Here is a 19,175-nt window from a genome sequence, read left to right as displayed (position 1 = left end):
ACCAGCCAGATCACAGCCATTTGGCGCGCTTGAAGCGCCAGTAGAGCGTACCGCAGAAGACGACGATGACGGCGAGCACGGCGAAATAGCCGTACTGTGTCTTCAGCTCCGGCATGTTCTCGAAATTCATGCCGTAGATGCCGGCAATCGCCGTCGGCACCGCAAGGATGGCCGCCCAGGAGGCGAGCTGGCGGGTAATCACGCCCTGGCGCTGCTGTTCGAGCAGGTTGCTCGCTTCGAAGACCGAGGTGATGACGTCCCGCAGGCCACCCACCATCTGCTCGATGCGGTGCATATGCTGGAGCGCATCGCGGAAATAGGGCTTGGCCTCGACATCGAGGCACGGCAGGTCGAGATGCACGAGCTTGCCGCAGAGGTCCAGCATGGCATCCAGCACGCGCTGGAACAGGATGACCTCGCGCCGCAGCCGGAAGATGCGTTTGATCTGGGCACGGTCGAGAAAGGAATCGAGCATCTTGCGTTCCATGTCGAGCACGGAATCCTCGATCGTGCGCACGATCGGCAGGTAGCCGTCGACGATGAAATCGAGAATGGCGTGCAGGATATAGTCCGTGCCGTGACGCATCGTATGCGGCGAGGTTTCCAGCCGGCCACGCAGTTCGCCATGGCCGCGTTCGGAACCATGGCGGACGGTGATGATGTAGCGCTCGCCGACGAAGATCGCCGTGCGGCCATAGGTGATGCCATCGCCGTCGAGCTTGGCGGTCTGGGCGAGCACGAAGATCTGGTCGTCATAGGCGCTGAGTTTTGGCGTCTGCAAGGGGTTCGCCGCGTCGCTGACGGACAGTTCATGCAGGTTGAAACGCGCCTTGAGGATGGCGAGTTCCTCCGCGGTCGGCTCATGCAGGCCGATCCAGATGAAATCCGTCTTTTCCGTCGGCATCGCCACGGATTCGAGCGGAACCTCCTGGAATCGTCGTCCGTCACGGTAGAGATAAGAGGCGACGACCGTCATGGAAAGTCCTTGCGGGAGACAGGCGAACTAGCGCCAGAAGCGTTTCGTATCGACCAAGGCGTCATGGGCATCCGCCGCCGCCTTGATCACATCCCGTCTACTGTCGATCGCATTGGAAGGGAAGGCTTTTCGAGCGTCGTCCGCCAGGCCGAGTCGTGCCAGAAGCTCCGGCATCGCGGCGGCGTCGTTAAGCGCGCCGAGCTGATCCTGCAAGGGTTCCAACGCGGCGAGGAACCGGCCATGGCGGCGCTTCTGGCGCTTGCGATCGAAGAGCGAACCAAAGAACTCCGCCGCGTATCGCAGCTTCTTGGCGTCCTTGCGCACTTCGTGACGGGCGTCGTCGTCGAGATCGACGAGGTCGCGGCCGCCCTTCTTGACCTTGCGGCGTAGCCGGTCGAGGGCTGAGGCTGCGAATTCGCTGACCGGCTGCTCGCGAATTTCCCGTGCAGACATGAGACCGTGCCAGGCGCCGCAGGCGAGCCAGTCGGCGAAGTCCAGCATCAAGGCGCGGGCGCGCGGCGATTCAAGGTCGGCGATCGCGGCCCGGAAGGCCGTCTCGCGCGTATCCGCAAGCACCTTCCGCAGCGCTTCGTCCTTGCAACGGCGGATCAGCACGTCGAGGTCACGCACCTCGCCGAGAGCGCCGGCCAGCCATTTCAGCTCGTCCTTCATGTGCCCGAAGGCATCATCTTCCAGTACGGCCTTGAACACCCAAAGCGCAGAACGCAGCCGGCGCAGCGCAACGCGCGCCTGGTGCACAGCTTCCTCGCCGCCGCCCTCAAACAGCATCTCGTTGAGGCGAAACGGCTTGAGACAGCCGTCAGCAATGATGCGGAAGGCGCCGGGAACGCTCATGTCGGGCGTCAGCGCGACCGGCTCGGCCTTGACGGCGCGGACAGCGGCACCGAGCAACCGATAACCTCGCTCCGCCTTGCTCAGCACGCCGAGCCGCAACGGCGCGACCCGGTCCAGCGTACGGGCATAGGAAAACAGCGCGGATGGCGGGCCTTCCACGAGTTCCAGCTCGATTTCGCAGACCGGCGTACGCCGCTCGCCAACAACGATATCGCCACGGTCGAGCGCTACCTCGATGCGCGCATCCTCCCAGGCCACCGACCAACGCCGCCGCTCGACGACCACCTCGAAAAGTGGTTCCAACGCTTCGGCGCGCCGGCCGAGAAAGGTCTTGAGTGGCGTCGTATCGTCGAGCACGGGCTTGTCGCCATCGACATTTTGCTCCCATTTCGGGCGCGCAAAAAGGCTGGCCGCGCTGGCGCCGACAGCCTTGACGATCTGGACGCGCCCCTGCGCATCGTCTCGAATTCTAAGGGAAAAGCCGGCAGCGCGCAGGTCCGCGTCCGGCGTGTCGAAATAGGTCGCACGCCGCTCGAGTATGAAGGGTTCGCTTGCGGCGAGGTCCGAGGCGAGAAAGTCCGCTGCTGCCTGCGGCGTAAGGTCGAGCTTCAGTTCGATTTCCTGTCCCAAACGCCGTTCTCCAGACTTACCGACACGCCAGAGCTACCGCACCGTTAGACAAGATCAACCCGGAAGCCACACAATACAAGAGGCGCCGCGGCGATAAAGCCGCGACGCCTCGTCGCAAATCCTATTCGGCCGGAACCGGGCTCATCCCGCCTTCGTCCATCTGCTGCTCGCGGGTTTCCTTGCGGTTGGTGGCGCGGGCGAGCACGCTCTGGCGATTGACCGACTTGCGCTCGGCATCGATGCGGCGGATGAGGATTTCCGCGCGCTCGATGGAGCCGAGCAGAGCGAGGATCGTACCGCGTTCGGCAGCACCCGCATTCGGGCCGAGTGACAGCGTGCGGGCACGCAGTTCCTCGACCTCCGGGTAGTTCGCGTGACCAGCCGGCATCTGCGGATCGGCAAGGCCATAGGTCGGCAGGATGGCGCGCAGCGACGCATCGAGCTTGTCGAGCGCGGTATCGACGATCGGCTGGGCCTGGCTGCCGAATTTCTCACGCTTCACACGGCGGGCGACCTGATGCATCGATTCCGTCAGTGCCGCGGTGAAGTCGGCCTCCTCGATCAGGCTGGCGATGAGGTCGAGCTGGTCGTAGGGCAGGTCTTCCTTCATCAGGTTGGCGGTATAGGCGCGGATGTCACGGCTGAGAATATCGGTCGCGAGATAGTGCTCGCCAGGGTCCGACGGCGCTTTCTTGTCGCCACGCGCGATGCCGAGGAACATGGCGCCGGCCTGGAGGTGGCGCTGGGTTTCCTGCTGGATCGCGGGAACGGCACGCGCGAAGTCGTTGGAGAGCTTGCCGTCGAGGAATCGCGGGGTCGAATAGTCCTCGATGTCTTCAGCATCCGTGCGGCCGACGCGCGACAGCACGCGCTCGAACACGCCGATGAAGGGGAAGAGCAACAGCGTGTTGAAGATGTTGAAGAAGGTCGAATAGAGACCCACGGCAACCGGCACCAGCGGGAACGTCTCCTTGCCATCGACCATCACGGCCACGGCCGGATCACCGCCGAACCACTGCATCGCCCATTCGAGGACGCCGATGGAGACGAAGAACAGCGGCACGGTGATGCACACGCCGATGATGTTGAAGGAGATATGGGCGTAGGCGGCACGTTTGGCATTCTTGGAAAGGTTGAGCGAGGCCATCCACGAGGTGATGGTCGTGCCGAGGTCGGCACCGAGCGAGAAGGCAACGGCCGTCGTCCAGTCGAGAATGCCGGCGGCGCCGAGGCCCATGACGATACCGATTGTCGCTGAGGACGAGTGGATCATCGCAGTGACACCGGCGGCGATCAGCACGCATTTGATCAGGTTGAAGTAGGAGTCAGCCTTCAGCGTCTGGAGCAATTCCATGACTTCCGGCAGGTTGCGCAGCGGACGCAGGCCGCCCGTCATGAGGTTGAGGCCGTAGAAGATCAGCGCGAAACCCATGCAGGCGAGCGCAATGTTGCGCACCTTCTCGCTCTTGGCGAAGCAATAGATGAGCGCGAAGATACCGCCAAGAATGAGGCCGAGCGGCCCGAGCGGCAAGGCGATGAGACCATTGCCGAGCGTCGTGCCGATATTGGCGCCCATGATGACGCTGATCGCTGGCCGGAGCCCGACGACACCGGCATTGACGAGACCGACCACCATGACGGTCATCGCCGTCGAGGACTGGATGACGCCCGTGATGAAGGTGCCGGCGAGCACGCCCTTGACCGGCGTGCCGGCGGCCTTCGCGAGAAACGCGCGCATCTTGTTGACGGAGAGGGCCTGGATGCCGTTGGCCATGAATTCGAGGCCGAGCATGAAAATGCCCAGGCCGCCGATGACCGGCACGAGGATGTCCTTGAAGATATTTATTTCCATGGGAAAACTCGTTTCTATTGGAGCAAATGCAGCGTTCTGGCGCCTAGTTGTTCGCGAAGCCCAGATTCGCGGTCCAGTACGCTTCGATCTTGCCGGCCAGCACCGGCGATACGGGGATGTAGCCAAGCGCACTCGCCTCATCGCCGCCACGGCTGAAGGCGACGCGGAAGAGATCGAGCACGCGGTTGATGCGCCCTTCTCCGCGGTCCTTCGGCACGACCGCATAGGTGACGACCGTCATCGGATAGGCCTTTTCACCCGCAGCTTCGGCGGCATCGGCGGCAGAACCCGTCGTGCCGTCCCAGGTGGCCGTCTCCAGGCCCGCCTGGAAGGCCTCCGGGCTTGGCCGGATGAAGGTGCCGGCCTGGTTTTGCAGCGAAGCAAAGGGCAGGCCGAGGCGCACGACCTGGCCATATTCGAGATAGGAAATACTGTTCTTCGTCGTGGTCGCCAGGCTCGCAAGCCCGCCGGTACCCTTCTCGCCCTTGCCGAGCGGCCACTCGATCAGCGTGCCGGCGCCGGGCTTTTGCGCCCATTCCGGGCTGCTTTTGGAGAGGAATCCCGTGAAGGCCAGGGTCGAGCCTGATCCGTCCTCACGATGCAAAACCTCGATTGCCGCATCCGGCAGGGCGAGATCCGGGTTCAACGCCTTGATGGAGGGGTCGGACCATTTGGTGACCTTGCCGAGATAGATATCGGCAATCACGGGGCCGGACAGGCGAAGCGCCCCGGCACCTATGCCATCGACATTGGCGACGACGACGATGCCACCCATGACGACGGGGAACTGGAGGAGGTCGCGCGCCTTCAGTTCATCGGCCGGCAGCGGGGCATCCGTTGCGGCAAAATCCGTCTCGATCTGACCGAGGCGCATCACGCCGGCGAGCGAGCCGACCGGCTCATAGTCGACGCGCCAGTCCGGCGACGTGAAGTCGCCGCCATCCGTGCGCATCGCCTCGTAATCATGCGACCAGAGCTGGATGATCGGCGCGGCAAAGGTCGATCCGGCACCAAGAATGGGCTCCGCATGGACGCTTGTGGTGGAAAAAATTACAGCGCCAAGCAACAGCGCAAACCTGCTCCACACATTGCGGGCAAGGGGTTGGAATGCATTCATCATGAATCTCCCCTCGTCAATGCGCACCTTCAGACAACGGGAAGCCGCCCCGACAGTCATCACCGACTGCCAGGCGCGAAAATGCGCATGACCATAAGACGTAAATTAGCAAACTGCGTTTTCAGCCATTCTTTACTATTAAGTTTGCTTGACGGGCACATGACAATATTGGCGGCATCGCCACAATCGCTCCGAGACGACTGTCATCTGCGTGAAATGTCGGCGTGCTCCAAACCACGCCACGCGCCACGTCCGATGGAGATCCCGATGAACGACGCATCCCAGCCGAAAACCCTCAGCAACCGAACGGCCATCGTCACCGGCTCGACCAGCGGGATTGGCCTTGCCATCGCCCGCCGTTTCGCCGCTGCGGGGGCGAACATCGTCATCAACGGGCTGGGTGATGCGGCCGCAATCGAGGCAGAGCGCGCCGGCATCGAGGCGGACTATGGCGTGCGCTGCCTGTATTCGCCGGCCAACATGCTTTCCGGCAGCGAAATCGGTGAGATGGTGAAGCTCGCGCTCGACACATTTGGAGGCTGCGACATCCTCGTCAACAATGCGGGCATCCAGCATGTCGCGCCGATCGAGGAATTTCCGGACGAGAAATGGCAGGCGATCGTCCAGATCAACCTCGTCGCCGCGTTCCATACCATCAAGGCTGCACTGCCGGCGATGAAAGAGCATGGCTTCGGCCGTATCATCAATGTCGCCTCTGCCCATGCGCTCGTCGCCTCGCCGTACAAATCCGCCTATGTGGCGGCCAAGCACGGCATTGCCGGCCTGACAAAAACCGTCGCGCTGGAAGCCGCCACCAATGGCGTCACGGTCAACGCCATTTGCCCCGGTTATGTTTGGACGCCGCTCGTCGAAAAACAGATCCCCGACACGATGGCCGCACGCGGGCTTACCAAGGAGCAGGTCATCCATGACGTGCTGCTCGAGGCACAGCCGACGAAGCAGTTCGTGACGGTCGAGCAGGTCGCCGGCCTCGCCCTCTACCTCGCCAGCGAGGAGGCGGCCTCGATGACCGGTGCGATCCTTTCGCTCGACGGCGGCTGGACGGCGCACTGATCGCCGCCCACCCTATTTTTCTCCTGTAGGAATCAATGACATGAAGGCCACCGACGTCCGCAACGCCTACGCCATGCCGCTGACGAACCCCGCCTATCCGCCGGGTCCCTATCGGTTCATCGATCGGGAATATGTCATCATCAGCTACCGGACGGATCCCGATGCACTGCGCGCCGTGGTGCCGGAGCCGCTGGAGATCATCGATCCCATCGTCAAATACGAGTTCATCAAGATGCCGGACTCCACCGGGTTTGGCGACTACACGGAATCCGGCCAGGTCATCCCGGTTCGCTTCGAGGGTGAAGAAGGCGTCTACGTGCACGCCATGTATCTCGACGACGACGCGCCCATCGCCGGCGGGCGGGAAATCTGGGGCTTTCCCAAGAAGCTCGCTTTTCCCAAGCTCGTACACGAGGGCGAGGTGATCGTCGGTACGTTGCACTACGGCTCCGTGCTCTGCGCCAGCGCCACCATGGGCTACAAGCACCGTACGCTCGACGTCGCCGAGGTTGCCCACTCGCTTGCCAAGCCGAATTTCCTCGTCAAGATCATCCCGCATGTCGACGCGACACCTCGCATCTGCGAACTGGTGCGCTATCATCTCGAGGACATCGCGGTGAAGGGCGCCTGGACGGGACCGGCCGACCTGCAGCTCTTCCGCCACGTCATCGCCGACGTCGCCCGCCTGCCCGTGCTGGAGGTTGTCTCGGCGGTGCATTTCGTCGCCGACCTCACATTGGGGCTTGGCGAGGTGGTGCACGACTACATGGGCGAACTAGGTTGAAGGACGAGATCATGGACAAGCAGGTCAGATTGCAGCCGAAGCGCAAATCCGAAACGCCTGATATCGCCGATGTCGTCGGCGGCTATCCGGCGGTGGGCCTTGTCTTTCAGGGCGGTGGCGCGCTCGGCGCCTATCAGGCCGGCGTCTTTCAGGCGCTCGACGAAGCCGGTATCGAGGCGAACTGGCTGTCCGGCGTCTCGATCGGCGCGGTGAATGCCGCGATCATCGCTGGCAACACCAAGGGCAACCGGCTCGATCGGCTGCGCGACTTCTGGGAGACGATCTCCGCCCGCAAGATCTGGCACTTTACGCCGGAAGGCGATGTCTTCCGCAAGATGCGCAACCAGGCCAGCGCCATGATGACGATGACATCGGGCCTACCCGGTTTCTTTTCCCCCCACCAGATCAATCCCTGGTTCCAGCCGCCGGGTGCCTCCACGGCGACCAGCTTCTACGATGCATCCGAACTGAAAACCACGTTGAACCGCCTGATCGACTGGGACGTCCTGAACGACCGCCGCCAGCGGCTCAGCGTCGGTGCCGTCAATGTGCAGACCGGCAACTACCGCTATTTCGACAGTCATATCGAGGTGCTCGGCCCGGAGCATGTCATGGCGTCCGGCGCACTGCCGCCCGCCTTCCCCGCCGTGCTGATCGAGAACGAATATTACTGGGACGGCGGCATCGTCTCCAACACGCCGCTGCAATACCTGCTCGAGCAGGAGGATGTGCGCGATACGCTGGTCTTCCAGGTCGACCTTTTCAGCGCGCGCGGCATCCTGCCCCGCGACATGGCGGATGTGCTCGCCCGGCATAAGGACATCCTCTATTCCAGCCGCACCCGCAACAACACGGACACGTTCCGCCGCATCCACAACCTACGCCTGAAGCTGCACCAGGCGCTGCTGCGTGTGCCCCAGGAAGCCTTGACGGACGACGACCGGGCCTTCCTCGCCGCGATGGAGGACGTGCCGCAGATCAACATCGTCCACCTTATCTACCAACAGAAGATCTACGAGAGCGACGCCAAGGACTACGAGTTCTCCGGCACCTCGATGCGCGAGCATTGGGATTCCGGCTACGAGGACACCCGCAAGACCCTGAAGCACCCCCGCTGGCTGGAAAAACCACCGGAATCCATCGGAATGACCGTCCATGACGTGCATCGAGATGATCCAAGATAAATCAGCAATAGAAATCCTGAATAAAAGAGAACTATAAAGAATAGTTTGTCACGAACTTAAATTTATACGGTCATCACCGCATTACAAATCCATGATCTTATTAAAATGCCAACTCTTAAACAGGAGAGAGAACATGGATGCCAATCGCGAAATCGAAAAAGACTATTCGCTGACGGAATTTATTGCTGAACTCCGCCGTCTGGCAGACACGCTGGAATCGAACGAGCGCTTCTCGATCCAGATCGACGAAGAAGACGTCCAGGTCCCCGAGCACGCCATCGCTTCGATCGCCTACGAGATCGAAGACGGGCGCGCCGAAATCGAGTTCCAGCTGACCTGGGAAGCCGGTGAAGCCGAAGGCGACGTCGAGAATGACAAGGACGAAGACGAGAGCGAAGAAGCCGCAGCCTAAAACCGGTCGAGCTTCACACGACAGTATTGAAGACTGCCGAACCCTGTGGCGACACCGCCGCAGGGTTTTTCCTTCAGATCGGCCATAGACACAGGCGCGATTGTGGGGCCTTGCCCTGGAAGAGCGTTCATATATGTGGGCGGCCGGCGGGTTTCTACCGATCAGGCGCTCGCCCCATTGGCAGCCGCTAGCGCCTCCTGGCGCCGGCGATGGGCTTCGGCGACAGCCGCATCGGCATCGCTATGGTGCCCGCCGACCTGAACGGTCGGTGACGCGAACTGGATACCATTCGCTTTGAAGTCCAGCTTGATGCGGTTCATAATCTCGCGGCGGATCATGAACTGCTCGCCCGGCTTTGTGGTGAAGCCGACGCGCACGATAATAGCGTATTCGCCGAACTCCCCCACGCCTTTCATCTTCAGCGGCTCCAGCAGGCTTTCCTTGTACTCGGGCTTCTCGGCGATATCCGTCCCGATGCGCTTGATGACCTTGCGCAGTTTCTCAAGGTCGGTGTCATAGGGAACGGAGATGTTGAATTTGGTCACCGACCAGTCGCGGCTCATGTTCTGCACCGCGCCGAGCTCACCGAAGGGCACGGTGGTGAGCGGTCCGCGGTGATGGCGCAGCTTGACCGAACGCAGCGAGAAGCTCTCGACCACGCCCTTGTATTTGCCGGTCTCGATATATTCGCCGATGCGGAAGGCGTCATCCCACAGATAGAAGATGCCCGAGATCAGGTCCTTGACGATGGTCTGGGCGCCGAAGCCGATGGCGACGCCCGCCACGCCGGCACCGGCGATCAGCGGGCCGATATCGACGCCGAGGCTGGTCAAAGCCATCATGACGGCCACGATGGCGAGGGTTATCGAAAGCATGTTGCGCAGGATCGGCAGCAGCGTACGGATGCGGGCGTTGCGGCTACGCTCCTCATCGCTCACGCGGCGACCAACCGGCTCGTTGGCCATGCGTGCGGAAATGTCGGACTTGACGAACTGCCAGAGGATGTCGGCGACCAGAAGAACGGCAATCGCCTGGGTGACGGCATGGGCGACGCGGCTGACCACCGTATCGCCGGACCCCATCATCATGCCGGCGGCATCGACACCCGCGACAGACGCGACCCACCAGGCGGAGAGGATAATCACGAGCGCGCGCGCCCCTCGTTCACCGATGACGAAGCCCATGCTGGTCGGGCGCATGGTCTCGCTTCCGCCATGCAGGCGGGCGACGACCGCCGTCGTCAGCCGCAGGGCGGGTGGCAACAGGAGGGCGACCACGCCGCCCCAGAACAACAGGCGCAGCCCCGCTATCCACACGACCAGGAGCAGGATGAAAGCCACTGTCGCCAGCCAGGACCAGATCTTGCGGGCGGTTTCGCTGTGGTCGGCTCGATACGGTCGGCGCCAGAACGCATCGACGGCGATGACGAAGAGGGCCAGATCGAAGGCGAAGATGACGAGCAGCAACGCGCCCTGCGAGAAGCCGAACAGCCGCATGAGTTCCACCACCGTCCAGCCGGCGATGAAGACACGCAAGCCCCGCTGGAAACGGGAGAACCAGTAACGGACGCGCTCCGGCGTCACGCGCGGCTGCACACTGACGTCGCCATCCGGCTCGGGCATCGCGGCCTGTACTGAAGCGGTTTCTTCAGACACGACCGGCGCAGCTTTGCTTTCGGAAGCAACGGCCAGTTCGGGCGGCGGCATCTCGACTGCCGGCGCGATCTCCGCTGAGACAGGCGGCACCTCTGGCGAGGTCTCGGTCACCGGCAGCGCATGCCCAACCGGTTGTTCGAGCAGCCAGACGATATAAGCCCCGAGAAGACCGGAAAATCGTATGACAATGGCCGCTATGGCCAGAATGAGCGCGGTGCGCGCCAAAAGCGGCGGCCAGGCAACGAGGGCAAGCGGCAGCAAGGCGCCGAGCGCAAAACAGATGGCCTGGCCACAGGCATGAAGGCCGATTGGCACCACGCCGACCGGGTCGGCCATCGGTCCCGCCGCCTGACGGCGCCAGTGGCGGGCCGACAGGCGGTTGAACAACCGCTCCGCGCCGATGGCAAGCAAGGGCACGAGAAGCAGCAGCAGGAAGAAACGCAACGGGCCGCGCTGGGTGACTTCGGCCTCAAGCCTGGTCATGGCCGTCTGTGCGCCAGGCCCGAACTCCATGCCGCCTTGCATGGCGGTGTCGATCCTTTCCTGGATCAGGCCGAGCTTTTCCGCAACATAGCCCGACTGCATATCAGCTTCGGCGCCAGCGACCGGCGTCTGGTCGGTCTTGCTTTCGTTCGCCTTGGTTTCCCCTGCCTGGGCACTGTTGAGCCAGGCAGCGACATCAGGATCGGCAAGCAGCCGCGAAATCTCGCGCAGCTTGTCGGCCGGTGGTGTCCCGACCTCCTGCGCTTGTGCAGGAAAGGCAAAGCCGATGAGAAGCAGGATGATCGCAATGCAAGCGGCCTTGCAATGCAGGATGGTGCGGACTGTCGTCATGGCTTTCGAAACCTCCCCACCTGCAACCTGCGAAGCCGGGCGGAAGATGGTCCGACGACTTCATGAACGTGTCATGGATATGCGACGTCGATGTTACGTTGGCGCAGGGGGTTTTGTTTCAGCTCTTTTGGGTAGAATTCTAAAAGCCATCACGCCTCCCCTGCGCGACCGCCATCCAATTATTTCATCATGTTGACTGGCCGCGCAAGCCCGCATTGTGCCGATGGTAAGCGAATGAAACTGCCTGCCATCGGCATGCTGGCCTGACCCGCCTACAGCGTGCCCATGCCGCCATCGATCATGATCTCGCTGCCGACGGTGTAGGCCGCCTCGTCGGATGCGAGGAAGACCACGGTCTTGGCGATTTCGGACGGCGTGCCGAACCGGCCGGCCGGAACGAGACCCTTGATGTTTTCGGCGACGGTCTTCAAGTCCGTCTCGCTGAAGCCGAGTTTGCCGTAGAGCGGCGTCGAGACAGGTCCCGGCGAGACCGCATTGACGCGGATGCCGCGGCTGATCAATTCGCCCGACAGCGTGCGGATGAGCGATTGCAGCGCCGCCTTCGAGGCCCCGTAGACGCTGGAGTTGGGCATGCCGATATGGGCATTGACCGAGGTATTCAACACGATCGACGCGGGGTTGGCGAGGATCGGCAGAAGTGCCTGGATCAGGAAATACGGGCCTTTGACATTAATGTCGAAGACGCGGTCGAAGCCCGCCTCATCCCAGGCATCGAGCGGCTTCAACAGGGCAATGCCGGCGTTGACGAAGAGGATGTCGAGGCCACCGAAGGCCTCCTCGATGGCTGTCGCCACCTGTTTCTGGCCGATGACATCGGCGGCATCGGACTTGATGACCAGCACGCCGTCGCCGAGTTCCTTGCGCGCGGCCTCCAATGTCTCCGGATTGGTGCCGGTGACGGCGACACGCGCGCCTTCAGCGAGAAACTGACGCGCCGTCTCCAGGCCGATGCCGCTGGTGCCGCCGGTGATGAGTGCGCGTTTGCCTTTGAGCCTGTCCATGGTGGTGTTCCTTGTCGTTGGGGTTGGGTTGTTGAAGCGGACTATGGCGCAGGCCGAACGTTCGCACTACAATGCAGAATGAGAACCTATCTTCCGGAAAAGCCGAACAATGAAACTCGACGGCATAACAAGTTTTGTGGCGGTTGCCGAAGCGGGCTCCATCAGCGAGGCGGCGCGGACATTACGGCTGTCGAAGTCGGTGGTGAGCGAGCGGCTGGTTGAACTGGAGCGCAGCCTCGGCGCGACGCTGCTCCACCGAACGACCCGCCGCATGTCGGTGACGGAGGACGGCGCCGCCTTTCTCGAACGCGCCAGGCGGATCCTGCGCGAAGTGGCGGAAGCGGCGACGGATCTTGCCGAGCGGCGCGGGACCCTCGCTGGCCCGATGCGCATTTCCGCACCCGTCACCTTCGGCCGGCTGCATCTGGGGCCGGCACTGTATCCATTCCTTGCCGCCAATCCCAAGATCGAGATGTCGCTCGATGTCGACGACCGCCGTGTCGATATCGCCTCCGGCGTCTATGACGGGGTGGTGCGCCACGGGGTGATCGAGGACTCCCGGCTGATGGTGTGGCGCCTCGCGCCCAGCCGCCGCATGCTCGTAGCCTCGAACGATTACCTCGCCCGTCACGGCATGCCGGCCACGACAGACGAGCTCGACGCGCACAAAGGCATTTTCTACACGAACAGGGGTATTGCGGACTGGCGCTTCGCTACCCCCACCGGGGTCGAGATCATTCGCGCACATGTGGGACTTCGGGTCAACAACGGCGAAATGCTGAGGGATGCGGCGATTGCCGGCCTTGGCATCGCCCTGCTCCCTCTCTTCATCGCCGGGCCGGATATTCGGGCAGGAAACCTGACGGTGGTCGATGTTGGCGTCCGCCCCACGCCGGAATTCATCTACCTCGCCCATCCGGAAGGCCGCCGGCCACCCGCCAAGTTGCGCGCCCTGGCGGACCACCTCAAGGCGGCCTTCGGCGACCCACCCTATTGGGAAGAGGGGATCGTCTGACGCTCGCGTCAACACATGCAAAAAAACCCACCCGCGAATGACGCGGGTGGGTTCTTCTTTCAAGAACCTGCCGTTTCCCGAAGGAAAGGATTTTCGCCTCAGAATTCCTCCCAGTCGTTCTTCGCGGCAAGGGCCGCGTTGCCGTTGAAGGCGGAGGCGACCTTGCGGCCAAGGGCGCGGGCGGGAGAGGCGTAGGCGGCATCCGCGGGACGGGCAGACCGGACCGAACCGGCCTGGGGCGATGTGGCACCCTCTACACGGAACTGGCTGACGAGTTCCCGCAGGCGGACCGCCTCGTTGGCAAGCGTGTTGGAGGCTGCGTTCGACTGCTCCACCATTGCGGCATTCTGCTGTGTCGTCTGGTCCATGGCGTTGACCGCAATGTTGACTTCGGCCAGCCCGACGGACTGTTCCTTCGCCGAGGTCGCGATCGATTCCATATGCGCATTGATCTCGACGATGAAGGCGCTGATGGTCTTCAGCGCCGTACCGGCATCCCGCACAAGCCTCACGCCGTTCCCGACTTCGGTAGAGGAATTGTGGATCAGCCCCTTGATCTCCTTGGCCGCCTGGGCGGAGCGCTGGGCAAGCTCGCGCACTTCCTGTGCAACGACGGCAAAGCCCTTGCCGGCATCGCCCGCACGCGCGGCTTCCACGCCGGCATTCAGCGCGAGAAGATTGGTCTGGAAGGCGATTTCGTCGATGACGCCGATGATGTTGGAAATCTGCTGCGAGCTTTCCTCGATCTTGCGCATCGCTTCTTCCGCGTGGGAAACCACCTCGGCGGATTCGGCGGCCGAATGGTTCGCGCGGCTTGCGACATTCTTCGCCTCCTCGGTACGCTTCGATGAATTCGCCACGTTGACGGTGATTTCATCGAGCGCTGCCGCCGTTTCCTCCAGCGAGGCCGCCTGCTGCTCGGTACGTTTGGAAAGATCGTCCGTACCGCTGGCAATCTCGCGCGTGCCGCTGTCGAGCGTCGCGATGGAGCCGGAAATCTCCCCAAGTGTCGTGCCGAGCTGGCCGACTGACCGGTTGAAATCGTGCCTCAGCGCCTCGAAATCCTGCGCGAAGGCCTCGTTGAGCTGGAAGGCAAGATCGCCGCCTGCCAGGCGCTTCAGGCCAGCGGCAAGACCGGAGGTCGCAACACGCAGCCGCTCGGCCGCATCGGCCTCGGCCTTTTCCTGCACGGTGATGCGTTCGGCTTCCGCCCGCTTGCGGCTCTCTTCGGCTTCCTGTTCCAGCCGCCGATTGGCAATGGCGCCCTGGCGGAAGACCTCAAGCGCCTTGCCCATGTCGCCGATTTCGTCGTCGTTCTTCGCAAGGCCGATTTGCGTGTCGAGCTCCCCGTTTGCGACCAGTCCCATCGACTTGCGCAGCGTATCCATCCCGCCAATGATGCGCTTGAAGGTGACGATGCCGACGATGGCGAGCATCAGCACAAGCGCGGACATGGCGATGGTGATGAGGGTCCAGTAGAACGAGGCGCGCACGTTCGCCTCGTCGACGGCGCCCTGGGTGCGCTGCTCCAGCTTCACGAAGAAGCTGTCGACAGGCTTCATGATCTGCGCCTTGAAGGCGTGGTAGTCGGGCGAATTCAACATCGCCGTTGCCTTCGCCTTGGCCTCGGGGCCGAGCGTAGCGATATTGTCCACGAGGGCCATCGCCTCGGTCTCGATCTTGACCAGTGCATCGGAACGCTTGCTGGCTTCGTCCAGCAGGGCGAATTCCTCATCGGTGAAGCCGGCCTGTTTCATCAGGTCGTGCATGGAAACGGCAGCATCGTCAGGGCGGGGCTTGGCTTCGCCACCTGCAACGAAATCCCAGTAGATCCGGTGATAATCCTGCGGGCGCGGGCGCGTTCCGTTGCGGATCTCGATGACGGCGTTGTACTGGTCCTTGAACGACGGATCACCCGTCTCGGCATAGGTTCGCACAAGGCGGGTCAGATCGTCGGAAGACTGACGGAAGCCGTCGGCCAGCAGATAGGATTTGTATTTCTGGTCATAGGCGCTGGTGACGTCGCCGGCCGCGCCGGCATAACCCCACAGGCTGCCGACAAGCCCCGCGATCGCGACGCCCGTTGCCGATGCGAGGACGATGAACTGCGTCTTGATTCTCATGATGGACATTTCCTGGCGTGGACATGCCTCTTCTGCCGCGCCGAACTCATTTCTGACGTCATGAAGTCATGCCGCACATGAGTGCAATATCCGACCGCATCGCCGGAATACTATGAACAGGTACTTTAAATTGGTTATGGAATCGCTAATCCCGCCATCATCGGCGATTTTTACTGCACGCTCCAACCATGATTCCGGAAAATCTCAATATTCCTGCTAATTTTCAACCGTAAGTACTTTGCCATCAAGAAATTATGCAAAGACGAGCATAAGTTTCGTAAATATACCCACGGTTTACTACCATCGCGAAAATGCTCTTTTTTGTTGCTTGTCCGTTGGTCTTTTCTGTAGCCGGAGCCACACCAACAGTGACAACGCTTACCTGAACGTCACATCCGAAGGTGATCAACCGCTGCTCTTACCCGTGCGACGTCGTCGGGCTGCAAGGGCAGGACGGGTCGTGGCGGGTCGACCCGGCAGAGGTCGAGGAGTTCCGCGATGGCATACATCACGCGGAAACTGCCGAATTCCTTGAACAGGCTCCAGAGCGGCTGGAACGCCCGGTCGAGCCGCTCGGCTTCCGCCCCGTCGCCGGCCATAGCCGCCTGCGTGAGCGCCAGCGCTTCGGCCGGCAGGAGGCCGGCGACAACACTGTACCAGGCATCGCCACCCGAAAGCAGCGAGCCCGCCGCACCCCAATCGCCGCTGTAGCCAATGGCGAAATCCGCCGGCAGCCGCGCGCGCAGCCGGACGAGCTCGCCACGAAAATCGCCATCGGCCGACAACGGCATCTTGATGGCGGCGATGTTCGGCACCTCGGCAAGCCGCACGATCAGATCGTCGCTGAAGACGAAACGCGTGGTGCCGGGATTGTTGTAGATGCAGAGCGGCAGGCCGCCCGCCGTCGCGACGGCGGACATGTGCTGGAAAACTTCTTCTTCCGTAAGCGGCGTATAGGACATGGGCGCCAGCAGTAGCCCGTCCGCGCCGGCCTTGCTGGCGTCGTGCGCCAGAATCTCGGCTTCGTCCGTGCGCAACGCGCCGACGCCGACGATGAGCGGAACCCGGCCGCCGACGCTCTCCACCGCGGCGGCCACCGCGCGACGTCGCTCCTCCCGCGAGAGAAAGGCATACCCGCCCGTACTGCCTAGAAGGCCGATAGAATGGACGCCAGCCACAACGATGCGTTCGAGCAGGCGGGCAAGCGTTGCCGTATCGACGCGTCCTGCGGTGTCCGTCGGAGTGATGGAAAAGGCCGAAAGGCCGCTGAAAAGAGTCATTGTGTGGGTCTCCTGCCGCAAATCATATAGCCCGCCGGCGATCTTGAAGGCGATCGACCACATTGTCACCGCGACAAGTCCTCAAACACACACCAACCCGCGGGATGGGCAAAGACGAACCGCAACGTCGTCGTCCGAACCTTGTGTTTCACCGGGCGATCGGACTACCATTGCCGCAAATCACAACGCGGACAGACGCGATCGCAGCGACGAATGGCCGGACCCGATTCAGACGTGCAGGACGATACGACACCACCCGACACGCCGTCTCCGCGCATGCTTTCGTGGGCGCGCAATTCGGCGATCTACCGCCTCGGACGCAGCATGCATACGGAAAAGCAGCTGTTCGACGCCATTTCGCGCAAGGCGCGCGAGAAGTTCGAAGACATTACCGATGCCCAGGTCAAGGTGCTCGCCGACTCGGCGGTGAAATTCGGTTACGACATCAGCGCCCTCGATGACCGCACCTATGCCGAGACCAGCAGCCGTTCCGGAATGCGCAGCGGCAAATCCCGGCGCGCGGTGTCGCAGAAGCTGTCACAAAAGGGCGTTGCGAAGGATACGGCAGCCGCGGCCGTCGCCGAGATCGACGATTTTTATGCAGCGATCGTCCTTGCGCGCAAGCGCGCTTTCGGACCTTTTCGCAAAGTGCCCCTGGATGACAAACGGAAAGCCAAGGAGCTTTCCGCCTTCGCCAGGGCGGGGTTCGGTTTCGACATCGGAAAAACCATCCTGTCGATGCCGATCGAGGAGGCCGAAGAAGCCCTGGACGCGGGCCGTCACTTCTGACGGTAAGGAAGGCTCAGGTCGCAGCGGTAAAAGCGTCCATCAGGATATAGGTCCCCTTCTCCCGCTGGTGGGCGTCAATCTGAGGGACAAGGCGGCGGAAGTGCTCCGTCGCGCAGTGAATATCCAGCGCTGCACGGTCAGGCCAGGTTTCGATGAAGATGAAGTGGCCCGGGTCCTTCTGGTCCGTAAAAAGCTCATAGCCAATGCACAGCGGCTCCCGACGGGTGAGCTCCACAAGCTCGCGATAGAGAGGTGCCACAATGCCGATAGCCTCGGCTCGAATGAAATCCTGTGCGATGACCTTGAGCATTGCGCTGCCTTCCAATTCTCGAAATTCCCGACGAAAATGCGGCTTTCACCCGATTTTCGCGCCGCCGCAAAATAGGAGATTGTGCGAGAGCCGCAATGACCACCCGACAGCCGGCACGAACTGCGATGCCAGCGCCACTGCGGCATTGGCGCTCCTGAGCCTGACGACCCGCGTCACCTCCTCGCCGTCCCGGCAGACAACCGTACCGGCCCCGCAGGGCGTCGATTTAAGCCTGGCTGCCAATCTGATAGACGCCACTGGAAAACGCACCGGGAGCCCATTGCGCGAAAGGATATCTCGAACGATCTGAAGCACGCGGCCCTTGGGAACAGGCTGCCCAGTGCGAAACGTTGTCCCCCGGCAGATTGCCTGGACCGACGTAGTTTATCCCAAACGCTCCGCCGAGAAATTGCCTCAGGACATCGCCAGAGACGTGTCCGTGACGTCGATCTTCACGCGTTCGTTGGGGGGGAGGTTAGTGGAACGACGACGCCGAGCATGCACAAACCCTACCCGATCTCCGCTCTGTCACCCTCGGGGCTGACGCGGAGCGACCCGGCAAACCCGGCATGGTCGCGGTCACGGCCGTCTTGTCGAACGCCCTCATTGATTGCGGCCCTACCCGAATCGAGCTCACCGTTCTGCAAGCGTGCTGCTCATTGGTGCTGAAGGGCTGCATCTCGACGGACGGCAAATGCGGCAGCGAAACAACGTATTCGTCGAGCCGCTGTGGCGGTCAATCAATAGAAGGAGGTCTATACCTCTACTTCGACAAAACCGCGTCCGAGGATCGGGCGGGCAGCGACCGCTATCTAACCCTTTACAGGACCCGAATAACCGAAGCCCTCACTCATTTCTTGACCGGCAAGCGTCAGCTCGGGCCTACTTTAACGCAACACCACCAATCCTGCCGGCAGCGGAAACGAGGCGGAATTTCACCTCCGAACGTCCGAAACTGCTCAAACATGCCGAGCCACCTTTCATTTCCTGTCGAAACTGCATCGCACGGCGTACGTTATACATAAAAGCAACACAATATAGCCAGGCAAGCACCTGTATACTCACTCACCGACCCGTCGCTCTGAAGCACGAAATCGGTGATGTTCCGGCAACCTTGAAAATCAAGACGCTACCCAAATCCGATGGCAAGAGTGTACGGGTCTCGGCGAACCCTCAAACGCAGATGACGTTACAATGCGTAACGGGTTTCCGGACTTCGGGGCGTATCGATTTCGATCTGCGATTCACTTGCCGACGGTTGTC

At 62.0% G+C, this 19,175-nt stretch carries 15 protein-coding genes; 6 read left to right on the top strand and 9 right to left on the bottom strand.

All coding sequences use genetic code 11. The features are described from left to right. Positions 1 to 10: 10 nt before the first annotated feature. From BSY16_RS26675 to pstS, 4 genes are all read right to left on the bottom strand, one after another. Positions 11 to 976: a magnesium and cobalt transport protein CorA gene (locus tag BSY16_RS26675; protein WP_069062806.1), complete on the bottom strand. Its 966-nt coding sequence runs from the start codon at positions 974 to 976 to the stop codon at positions 11 to 13. A 27-nt stretch (positions 977 to 1,003) separates the two neighbouring features. Next, positions 1,004 to 2,461 carry a CYTH and CHAD domain-containing protein gene (locus BSY16_RS26670; protein ID WP_069062805.1) on the bottom strand — a complete coding sequence of 486 codons (1,458 nt, stop codon included), beginning with the start codon at positions 2,459 to 2,461 and terminating at the stop codon, positions 1,004 to 1,006. A gap of 121 nt (positions 2,462 to 2,582) precedes the next feature. Then, positions 2,583 to 4,313, bottom strand: coding sequence for a Na/Pi cotransporter family protein (locus BSY16_RS26665; RefSeq protein ID WP_069062804.1), 1,731 nt, complete (start codon positions 4,311 to 4,313; stop codon positions 2,583 to 2,585). Between the two features lie 43 nt (positions 4,314 to 4,356). After that, the gene (gene pstS, locus BSY16_RS26660; RefSeq protein WP_069062803.1) at positions 4,357 to 5,433 is read right to left on the bottom strand and encodes a phosphate ABC transporter substrate-binding protein PstS; all 1,077 of its coding nucleotides are present in this window, start codon (positions 5,431 to 5,433) and stop codon (positions 4,357 to 4,359) included. A 264-nt stretch (positions 5,434 to 5,697) separates the two neighbouring features. On the opposite strand from pstS, the gene BSY16_RS26655 reads away from it, so the two are divergent. The 4 genes from BSY16_RS26655 to BSY16_RS26640 all read left to right on the top strand — a co-directional run bounded on the left by BSY16_RS26655 (position 5,698) and on the right by BSY16_RS26640 (position 8,884). Then, a complete protein-coding gene (locus tag BSY16_RS26655) occupies positions 5,698 to 6,504 on the top strand; it encodes a 3-hydroxybutyrate dehydrogenase (protein ID WP_069062802.1) in 807 nt (268 codons plus the stop codon). 40 nt (positions 6,505 to 6,544) lie between these two features. Then, on the top strand, positions 6,545 to 7,288 hold the full coding sequence (locus BSY16_RS26650) for an acetoacetate decarboxylase (RefSeq protein ID WP_069062801.1): 744 nt from the start codon (positions 6,545 to 6,547) through the stop codon (positions 7,286 to 7,288). 11 nt (positions 7,289 to 7,299) lie between these two features. After that, complete coding sequence (locus tag BSY16_RS26645) at positions 7,300 to 8,472, top strand: patatin-like phospholipase family protein (RefSeq protein ID WP_069063720.1); 1,173 nt, start codon at positions 7,300 to 7,302, stop codon at positions 8,470 to 8,472. A 133-nt stretch (positions 8,473 to 8,605) separates the two neighbouring features. Then, on the top strand, positions 8,606 to 8,884 hold the full coding sequence (locus BSY16_RS26640) for an amphi-Trp domain-containing protein (RefSeq protein ID WP_069062800.1): 279 nt from the start codon (positions 8,606 to 8,608) through the stop codon (positions 8,882 to 8,884). 161 nt (positions 8,885 to 9,045) lie between these two features. On the opposite strand, the gene BSY16_RS26635 is transcribed toward BSY16_RS26640, so the two are convergent. Together BSY16_RS26635 and BSY16_RS26630 are read right to left on the bottom strand one after the other, a co-directional pair. Next, positions 9,046 to 11,373: a mechanosensitive ion channel family protein gene (locus tag BSY16_RS26635; protein WP_069062799.1), complete on the bottom strand. Its 2,328-nt coding sequence runs from the start codon at positions 11,371 to 11,373 to the stop codon at positions 9,046 to 9,048. Positions 11,374 to 11,645: 272 nt separating this feature from the next. Further along, complete coding sequence (locus tag BSY16_RS26630) at positions 11,646 to 12,395, bottom strand: SDR family oxidoreductase (protein WP_069062798.1); 750 nt, start codon at positions 12,393 to 12,395, stop codon at positions 11,646 to 11,648. 109 nt (positions 12,396 to 12,504) lie between these two features. Here BSY16_RS26630 and BSY16_RS26625 point away from each other — a divergent pair, with 109 nt between their 5' ends. Then, positions 12,505 to 13,410, top strand: a complete 906-nt coding sequence (locus BSY16_RS26625; RefSeq protein ID WP_069062797.1) for a LysR family transcriptional regulator — start codon at positions 12,505 to 12,507, stop codon at positions 13,408 to 13,410. A 98-nt stretch (positions 13,411 to 13,508) separates the two neighbouring features. Here the strand turns inward: BSY16_RS26625 and BSY16_RS26620 are convergent, their stop codons facing one another. Both BSY16_RS26620 and BSY16_RS26615 read right to left on the bottom strand, forming a co-directional pair. Further along, a complete protein-coding gene (locus tag BSY16_RS26620; protein WP_286157266.1) occupies positions 13,509 to 15,533 on the bottom strand; it encodes a methyl-accepting chemotaxis protein in 2,025 nt (674 codons plus the stop codon). A gap of 389 nt (positions 15,534 to 15,922) precedes the next feature. Beyond that, a complete protein-coding gene (locus BSY16_RS26615; RefSeq protein WP_069063719.1) occupies positions 15,923 to 16,813 on the bottom strand; it encodes a dihydrodipicolinate synthase family protein in 891 nt (296 codons plus the stop codon). A 234-nt stretch (positions 16,814 to 17,047) separates the two neighbouring features. Here BSY16_RS26615 and recX point away from each other — a divergent pair, with 234 nt between their 5' ends. Further along, the gene (gene recX / locus BSY16_RS26610; protein WP_069063718.1) at positions 17,048 to 17,602 is read left to right on the top strand and encodes a recombination regulator RecX; all 555 of its coding nucleotides are present in this window, start codon (positions 17,048 to 17,050) and stop codon (positions 17,600 to 17,602) included. Positions 17,603 to 17,615: 13 nt separating this feature from the next. On the opposite strand, the gene BSY16_RS26605 is transcribed toward recX, so the two are convergent. Then, complete coding sequence (locus BSY16_RS26605) at positions 17,616 to 17,912, bottom strand: putative quinol monooxygenase (protein WP_069062795.1); 297 nt, start codon at positions 17,910 to 17,912, stop codon at positions 17,616 to 17,618. Positions 17,913 to 19,175 lie beyond the last annotated feature (1,263 nt).

It is taken from the genome of Sinorhizobium sp. RAC02 (assembly GCF_001713395.1).
In the GTDB taxonomy this organism is placed as follows: domain Bacteria; phylum Pseudomonadota; class Alphaproteobacteria; order Rhizobiales; family Rhizobiaceae; genus Shinella.
Note: the sequence above shows the minus strand (reverse complement) of the source record. Positions and strands in the feature narration are given on the sequence as shown.